The sequence below is a fragment of the Peribacillus sp. NPDC058002 genome, assembly GCF_042886655.1.
In the GTDB taxonomy this organism is placed as follows: domain Bacteria; phylum Bacillota; class Bacilli; order Bacillales; family DSM-1321; genus Peribacillus; species Peribacillus aracenensis.
Genome location: NZ_JBHVQU010000169.1, coordinates 1 through 7955 on the forward strand (window position 1 = coordinate 1; position 7955 = coordinate 7955).

The 7955-nt window shown below is 38.2% G+C and carries 9 protein-coding genes and 1 riboswitch; of the genes, 1 reads left to right on the plus strand and 8 read right to left on the minus strand.

Translation table 11 applies throughout. The features are described 5' to 3' along the window. Nucleotides 1–60: 60 nt before the first annotated feature. From ACFVSH_RS20225 to pdxS, 7 genes are all read right to left on the minus strand, one after another. A complete protein-coding gene (locus tag ACFVSH_RS20225; protein ID WP_260288317.1) occupies nt 61–765 on the minus strand; it encodes a phosphoadenylyl-sulfate reductase in 705 nt (234 codons plus the stop codon). A gap of 182 nt (nt 766–947) precedes the next feature. Then, nucleotides 948–1091: a YezD family protein gene (locus ACFVSH_RS20230; RefSeq protein WP_072273036.1), complete on the minus strand. Its 144-nt coding sequence runs from the start codon at nt 1089–1091 to the stop codon at nt 948–950. 170 nt (nt 1092–1261) lie between these two features. Then, nucleotides 1262–1370: riboswitch (SAM riboswitch) on the minus strand. A 279-nt stretch (nt 1371–1649) separates the two neighbouring features. After that, a complete protein-coding gene (gene ssuE / locus ACFVSH_RS20235) occupies nt 1650–2183 on the minus strand; it encodes an NADPH-dependent FMN reductase (protein WP_192204939.1) in 534 nt (177 codons plus the stop codon). Between the two features lie 211 nt (nt 2184–2394). After that, a complete protein-coding gene (locus ACFVSH_RS20240; RefSeq protein WP_387707518.1) occupies nt 2395–2982 on the minus strand; it encodes a TetR/AcrR family transcriptional regulator in 588 nt (195 codons plus the stop codon). 174 nt (nt 2983–3156) lie between these two features. Beyond that, nucleotides 3157–3903 (minus strand): SDR family NAD(P)-dependent oxidoreductase, encoded by a 747-nt coding sequence (locus ACFVSH_RS20245; RefSeq protein ID WP_260288286.1) that lies wholly within the window; start codon nt 3901–3903, stop codon nt 3157–3159. A gap of 155 nt (nt 3904–4058) precedes the next feature. Next, nucleotides 4059–4658 (minus strand): pyridoxal 5'-phosphate synthase glutaminase subunit PdxT, encoded by a 600-nt coding sequence (gene pdxT, locus ACFVSH_RS20250; protein ID WP_387598916.1) that lies wholly within the window; start codon nt 4656–4658, stop codon nt 4059–4061. Nucleotide 4659: 1 nt separating this feature from the next. Further along, nucleotides 4660–5547: a pyridoxal 5'-phosphate synthase lyase subunit PdxS gene (pdxS, locus tag ACFVSH_RS20255; protein WP_192204942.1), complete on the minus strand. Its 888-nt coding sequence runs from the start codon at nt 5545–5547 to the stop codon at nt 4660–4662. Nucleotides 5548–5681: 134 nt separating this feature from the next. On the opposite strand from pdxS, the gene pdxR reads away from it, so the two are divergent. Next, nucleotides 5682–7076 (plus strand): MocR-like pyridoxine biosynthesis transcription factor PdxR, encoded by a 1395-nt coding sequence (gene pdxR / locus ACFVSH_RS20260; protein ID WP_387707520.1) that lies wholly within the window; start codon nt 5682–5684, stop codon nt 7074–7076. 267 nt (nt 7077–7343) lie between these two features. On the opposite strand, the gene ACFVSH_RS20265 is transcribed toward pdxR, so the two are convergent. Further along, on the minus strand, nt 7344–7955 hold a 612-nt coding region (locus tag ACFVSH_RS20265), incomplete at its 5' end, for an aminotransferase class IV (protein WP_387707522.1).

A 7955-nucleotide genomic window follows, 5' to 3' on the forward strand; every position in this document is an offset into this window, starting at 1 on the left:
ATGTTCCTCGGTGCGGTAGACTGATTGTCATGCTAATTTCCCCCTATGGTTTCTATTTATTTAAGATAAATGCAATCCGCATTCCGTTTTTTGTGCTCCTTGCCAACGGCCTGAGCGTAAATCATCTGCATTGAATGCAGGTGCTGTACACGTTTTACATCCAATGCTAGGATATCCATTATCATGCAGGATATTATATGGAAGTCCGTTTTTGTGGGCGTAGCGCCAAACGTCTTTCCATGTCCAATGTATGAGTGGACATATTTTAACCGACTTGAACTTATTATCCTTATTGATATACTCGGTTTTAGCCCTTGTTTCGGATTGCTCCCTCCGCAGTCCCGAAAGCCAGGCTGTTGCCGTTGAAAGCACATCGGTAAGCGGAATGATCTTACGGATGTTACAGCACTTATTGGAATCACTAAGCCATAATTCATCCCCATATTCCGCTGCTTGTTCCTCAAGCGTCAAGGCAGGTTTCTTCATTTCGATTGAAAGTTTTGGATAGCGCTTCTTCACTTGCTCGATCAATTGGTAGGTCTCTTCAAAATGAACATCTGTATCAAGGAAAACAATTTTTGCCGATGGGTTGACCTTCGCCAATAAATCCGTAAGCACGATGCCTTCAATACCAAAACTGCAAGCATAAATCAGTTTGTTTCCATAATGGTCATTCGCCCATTGCAGAACTTCCAAAGCTCCTTTTGTGTCACTGTCTTCAGGAAATACAGGGAATTCCCCTGAATTGAAATTTTCATAGTTTATTAATCCAGCCAACTTTTGTAGCCCCCTCTAAAAACTTGCTGTATCAGATTAGAGTAACTGTTGATCAATACCCGTTTTAATCTTCCCCAGTTTATTTGATTCTAGGAAAAAGAGACGAATCTAACCAATACTCTCTTTATATCAGTTAAACCCGCCTCTAGTTTTTCTAGTCAGCAGATACCTTATTTAATTCTTAATTTTTCATTTCTTTCCATTTGAATGATTTTACCATCCTGGACTATAAGTGTAATCGATCCATATTTCATTGAATTAAGCATTTCTTGAAGTCGTTCAAATATTTCTTCAAGCTGATTCTCTTTATCCAAACCAGTTCCTCCTTTAAGAAAATCCGCGAATATTTTATTTTCGACGCTGATTAAATGAATTTCTTAATTTTATATAATTCCATACAACCTTACATTGTTATGGTTTACCTGAAATTTTTCCAAAAACAAAAATCTTTCCATGATGGAAAGATCCCAAGGTAAATATCATTACCTTATCTTCCAAAATGATCAACATTTTGTTGGAGGTAGCACCTTGCATCCATCATGCAGGTTGCTGGACTTCAAAGGGCCAATTCCCTCCGTCGCTCTGGATAAGTTTTATTATTTTAAATATTAACATATATTTAATCCTTGTCAATGGAGTTTTCTTATAAAATAACTTGGTTTAATATTATGGATGAACTGTTATTTTTATACACACTATTCAATTTATGATTTTATGTTCATTTAAATACGAAAATAGACTCATTTTTTTAGATAGAGTCTCCAAAAAAATGAGTCTATTTTCATTAATAAACCTATTATTGACGAATGTAAACACTTTAAGAAATACGTTTGAATGCCAGTCCTTTTGTTGAAGGGATTACTTGAAATTCATTAATTTCTTAACTGTATTGCTTCTACAAATTCTTGAACTTGACTCTGGACACGATCAATTAAATGTGAATCATTAATCGGATTTTCAGAATTCTGTTTATCTATTTCCTTATCAACAAAGTAAATGCCCTGAAGCGGTTCGCCTTTTAATATTGAGATTAATGGTTTAAGCGCATAGTCAATCGCCAATAGATGCCTGTTACTTCCACCAATCATGATTGGCAGAACTGGCTTACCCTTGAAAGCACCTTCTGGCAGCAAATCAATCAAGGCTTTTAATACACCTGTATAAGAAGCCTTATAAACCGGTGAACCAATGATGATTCCTCTGGCTGCTTGAATTCTCTCTGAAAGTTTTAAAATATCTTCGCTATTATATTTCCCTTGGAATAAATCATCTGCTGAGAAATCCGTTATTGAGAAATAAGCTGTGGTAAATCCTTCTTTTTCGACTAATGATTGAATATGTTTTAGTGAAATGTCCGTTCTTGATGGAATAGCCGGACTTCCTGATAAAATTACGATATCGCTCATACAATCCCCCTCCATTGTTACATGATTTCCAGATAAATTCTTCGTAAAGCATTTCGTGTAGTATACATTTATCGTAATAGTCTGAAAAATATAAGTCAAATCTTACACTCTGGTTTAATAGATTCACAAATTTGACTGCATCGTTTCTGAATGCATATAAAACGGTCATATTTGCGGCTTGATGCACATGCCTTTAAATATGACCGTTTCTTTATGTATGATTTTGTTTACCATGAATACCATATACCAAAAGTTGTGCAATGTTCTTAATTCGTTCAGGAGTAAAATACGGCTCCTTTTTTTGTTGATGGATTTCATAATGTGTAGATAATGCCAATGTAAAAGAAATGATCCCTACATTAAATAGGATAATGTCAGAGATATATTTTATCTCTCCGCTATCTATTCTCTTTTGTATTTCAATATGCTTGGCATTTGTCTTGAAAATCTGATCTATATATTGCTTTGAAATATCTTGATCGAATTGTGTTTCCCTAAATAATATTGAAAACTGTTCTTTATTTTCAAGAATTTTTCTTATCATGGTGCAAACATGATTCTCCACTAGTTCATCCGTGGCTAGATGGCTAGTCACATCTTCGGGTTCCTCATTTTCATTAGGGGTGATTGTAGCCAAAAGCAAATCTTTTTTGCTGTCAAAGTATTTATAAATAGTAGCTTCGGAAACATTGCATGCAGAGGCAATTTCATTCGTTCTTGTCATGTCAAAACCTTTAGTGGCAAAAAGAGTCCGGGCTACATTTATGATTCGTTCTTTGGTTTGCTGCCCTTTTTTCAAAAATATCAACCTTCTTTTATAAAGATAAGACCGGTTTCACCAATCTATTTCTATGATATCTCGGTGGTAGCAATCGGTCAATATTACCTTTGATTTGTTAGAATTAATATTCCCATATATCATAAATAGAAAACATCGTCTAATTGGGACGATGTTTTCTTTTTTTTTTGAAAATCACTTAAAAGATGCATAGCCATCATCGACCATGACTACACTTCCATTGATCGCATCCGCTTCCTCTAACGATAATAGATAGACGGCATTTGCAATGGCTTCTGGCTTGATTAATTTACCGCGCATTTGACTTGCATTCAATTTATCGATGATTCCCATATCTTTATAGCCTTGTATGATAGGAGTGTCAACCCCGCCTGGCGCAATGCCCACTACTCGTATGCCATAAGCGCCCAATTCCAAAGCTGCTGTCTGTGTCATCATTCTTACAGCGCCTTTAGTTGCCTGATAGGCAAAAGTCCCATGGGAAGCTAAGTAGCCAAACACGGAAGCGGTATTTATAATGACCCCCTTGTTATCTAGCTCCTTCATTTTCCGTCCTGCTGCCATGATTCCAAAAGCAACTCCGTGCTGGTTCACTCCAATCGTCTTGAAGTAACCCTCCATATCTTGATCGAGGATCATACCGCCTGCACCAATGCCGGCATTATTAAACATGATATCGATCCTTCCGTATGTTTGCACTGCTTTATTGATTAACGATTCAACTTCTTCCTGCTTAGAAACATCCGTTTTAACAAAGATGGCCTCTCCACCATCCGCTTTTATCTGTTCAACAGTTTCCTGTCCCATTTCCTCATTAAAATCTGCAACGACGACCTTGTCCCCCTTTGCTGCGAATTTCAAGCATGTTGCTCGGCCAATTCCGCTTGCTCCTCCTGTAATAACTGCAACTCTTGCTGTCATTTCCATTCCCCTCTCACCAATAAAAAGCATGTAAGTGATTACTTACTTTTTATATTATAAAAGTAAAGGATATTGAATTCAAGCAATATGTATTTTTATAGTGATAGGAGCATTCAAAAATGAAGCTGCCCTATTAATAGGACAGCTTCATTTGTTTAGGAGGTTTTCAATTCGACCTTACTTACGGAGGTCTTCACCATTTCAATGAAAAGTTGCAGAAAACGATCATCACCTGTTAATTCTGGATGAAACGCACTGACAAGGACATGGTCTTGTCTTGCAGCCACTACATTCTCTTCATAAACTGCCAATACTTCCACACCTTCTCCAATTCCATCAGCAAACGGCGCCCGGATGAATACAGCCTTATAAGGGTCTTCCATTCCTTTGATTGTTAGTTCAGCCTCGAAACTATCCCGTTGACGTCCAAATCCGTTCCGTTTCACGGAAATGTCCATTAGTCCAAGATAGGCCTTCTCATCGCCAGCCAATTCATTGGCCGCCAATACCATCCCTGCACATGTACCGAAAATAGGTTTTTTACCCTCGAAGAAAGTTTTGATCGGTTCCATAAATCCATAACGATCCATTAGCTTCCTCATCGTAGTGCTTTCTCCGCCTGGAATGATCAAGCCGTCGATTTCCAGCAACTGTTCCGGTTTTTTTACTATAATTGCTTGTTCGCCGGCAGCTTTGATTTGGTTCAAGTGTTCTTCAACTGCTCCCTGTAATCCCAAAACACCAATAGTTATCATATTACCATCCACGTTCCTGCATCCGTTCTGCCGGAGCTAGTTTGGAAATATCAATTCCTTTCATTGCACTGCCCAACTCTTTGGATAACCGGCCAATCAATTCATAATCGGTGAAATATGTAGTAGCTTGAACGATTGCCGATGCGAATTTTTCTGGATTTTCAGATTTAAAAATACCAGAACCCACAAAAACGCCATCTGCTCCCAATTCCATCATCAGTGCTGCATCAGCTGGAGTGGCAATTCCGCCAGCTGCAAAGTTAACTACAGGCAATTTACCTGTGCGTTTGATTTCTCTTAAAATTTCATAAGGGGCTCCAATATTTTTTGCCTCTGTCATTAATTCATCATCACTCATGATGCTCACTTTACGAATTTGTGACTGTACCTTTCTCATATGACGCACAGCTTCCACAATATTACCAGTACCTGGTTCTCCTTTTGTACGAAGCATTGATGCTCCTTCACCAATACGGCGTGCAGCTTCGCCTAAATCACGGCATCCACAAACGAAAGGTACGGTGAAATCACTTTTCAGAATATGGTATTCTTCATCAGCAGGAGTCAGCACTTCACTTTCATCGATATAATCCACTCCCATGGATTCAAGTACCCTTGATTCAACAATATGGCCAATCCTTGCTTTAGCCATGACCGGGATGGACACTGCATTCATTACTTCCTCGACAATTCGCGGATCTGCCATTCTAGCTACCCCGCCAGCCGCACGGATGTCGGAAGGAACCCTTTCCAATGCCATGACAGCGACAGCACCTGATGCTTCTGCGATTTTTGCTTGCTCAGCGTTAATGACGTCCATGATTACGCCACCCTTTTGCATTTGTGCCATTCCTCTTTTTACTGTTTCAGTTCCTAATAATTTTTCCATTTCTCTTCCCCCTAATATTTGCATTTTTTGGATTTGTTAGACTTAGTATAAAAAATAGTTGACCGCATTGAAAGTGTCAGTTTTAATAAACTTAATGGGGTCATCATTAAATTATTATAAAAGGTGGAAACAAAATGAATATGCTTTCTTGTGATTTAATTAGGTCAAGTGAAATACCTTTGTACGAACAATTATATTCACATATTAAAAAAGAAATCATTGATGGCCGTCTTCTTTACGGTACAAAGTTGCCATCCAAACGGAAATTGGCAGAGTTCCTTCAAATAAGTCAAAATACTGTCGAGACTGCATATGAACAATTGACTGCTGAAGGATACGTTGAAGTCATACCCAGAAAAGGGTACTATATTCAAACATTCGAGGATTTAGAATATACACAAACGAACCAAGTATCCTTGGAAAAAAATAATCATAAAAAAAGGGAATTACTGTATCATTTTCATCCCAGCCAAATTGACACGGAACACTTCCCATTTGAAAAATGGAGAAAATACACGAAAAGCAAAATCGATGAATCACATCAAGATCTTCTTTTACTGGGGGATTCTCAAGGGGAATATGAACTACGATGTGAAATTGCCCATTATTTGTATCATGCACGTGGTGTACAATGTGTTCCCGAACAGATCATCATTGGTGCAGGAATGGAAATTTTATTGCAGCAGCTTGTCCTTCTATTCGATAAAAATGCCATCTATGGTGTTGAAGATCCTGGGTATCACTTGATTCACCGGATTTTACGCAGCTACCCAAATGAAGTCCACCCCCTGCAAATTGATGAAGAAGGCGTAAAGGTTAACCAAATTGAAGATACGAAGATCGACGTCGTGTATGTCACTCCCTCACATCACTTCCCAAATGGGACGATCCTATCCGTTAACAGAAGGACGCGATTGTTGAACTGGTCCCAGGGGGCAACAAACCGCTATATTATCGAAGACGATTATGATAGTGAATTTCGTTATAGTGGAAAAACAATTCCTTCCTTACAAAGTATGGATGCTGGTGATAAGGTAATTTATTTAGGGTCGTTTTCCAAATCATTAATGCCATCGATTCGGATCAGTTATATGGTTCTTCCCGCTCCATTGTTACAAATTCATCAACAGGAATTATCTTTTTACCATTCCACCGTTTCTCGGATCGATCAGCATGTGTTGACACAGTTCATGAAGGAAGGCGATTTCGAAAAGCATTTGAATCGAATGAGGAAAGTTTACCGTCGCAAGTTGGATAAAGTGATCGATTTGTTTAAACCACATAAGCAAATAAAGATCATTGGTGAACGGTCAGGTTTGCATATCGTCCTCATCGTTAAGAACGGAATGGATGAAGAGACACTTATTCAAAAGGCAAACGAAAATCATATTAAAATTTATGGACTATCGACATATTCTATTGAAAAAATTGACGATGCCCCTCCAAAAATCATATTGGGCTTTGCAGGGATCCCTGAAGCCGAATTGGAAAAGGCCATCCACCTTTTATTGATCTCATGGGGTTTATAAAGAAATAGAAGTTCACTGTCGTGAACTTCTTTGCGCTTGTCAAACAAAATGAGGTTCGGAATGCTCTCATCCCGATTCCCTTTCATGATTTTAATACAAGACATGATGAAACCGTTGAAGAAATTTGCGACACTCCGGCCGAATGTTATTCCAATACTCATTCCTGAATTTCCGGTTTATTCGTCAGCAATTGAATATTTTTTCACTCGCAAGCATTCCATAAACAGCAATAAAGATTTCAATTTTCACTTTTTACGAATAATCAGCTTAGAAAGTTAAATTGACTTTTAATTTCCCTCGCACGCTATTAATAAACCAAATTTCCTCAGCGTTATTTAGGTCATCCTTTGAAATGGTTTTTTCTTTGATTTCCTTCTTCCTGATCAAGTCTTGACGAAATGTTCCAGCAAGGAGACCTGAGTCCACCGGAGGGGTATAGAATTCACCATTTATCTTCACCACAACATTCCCATTCGTGAATTCCGTAATTAATCCTTCTTCATTCCAAAGCAGAACATCCTGGAAGTCGGGATTATTCATTTGAAAGCCTTCATATACATCACGATTGGTGGTCTTATGAAATAGAAATGGGTTTGCACTTGATATTGGAGTTTCAGCCAGGATGGCCGTAAATTCCGCATCAAGGGGCTTGATTGCTTGTCCGGAGACTTCAATTTCACCATTTTCATTAAGTAGCACCCTTACCTTTTGCAACGTCCCAAGGTTTAATTCCGCATATTTTTGGAGTCGATCTCTTAAACACAATTCAGAGAATCGGTAATCGAAGTAATCAGCGGATTGTTTCATCCGATCGATATGATCATTCAACAAATAATATTCGCCATCCTTGAGTTTCATCGATTCCAATAGTTTGTAAGC

Bases quoted from the DNA above. Each gene is read 5' to 3' on its own strand.
- ssuE (WP_192204939.1), bottom strand. From the start codon at position 2,183: ATGAGCGATATCGTAATTTTATCAGGAAGTCCGGCTATTCCATCAAGA.
- ACFVSH_RS20245 (WP_260288286.1), bottom strand. From the start codon at position 3,903: ATGACAGCAAGAGTTGCAGTTATTACAGGAGGAGCAAGCGGAATTGGC.
- pdxT (WP_387598916.1), bottom strand. From the start codon at position 4,658: ATGATAACTATTGGTGTTTTGGGATTACAGGGAGCAGTTGAAGAACAC.
- pdxS (WP_192204942.1), bottom strand. From the start codon at position 5,547: ATGGAAAAATTATTAGGAACTGAAACAGTAAAAAGAGGAATGGCACAA.
- pdxR (WP_387707520.1), top strand. From the start codon at position 5,682: ATGAATATGCTTTCTTGTGATTTAATTAGGTCAAGTGAAATACCTTTG.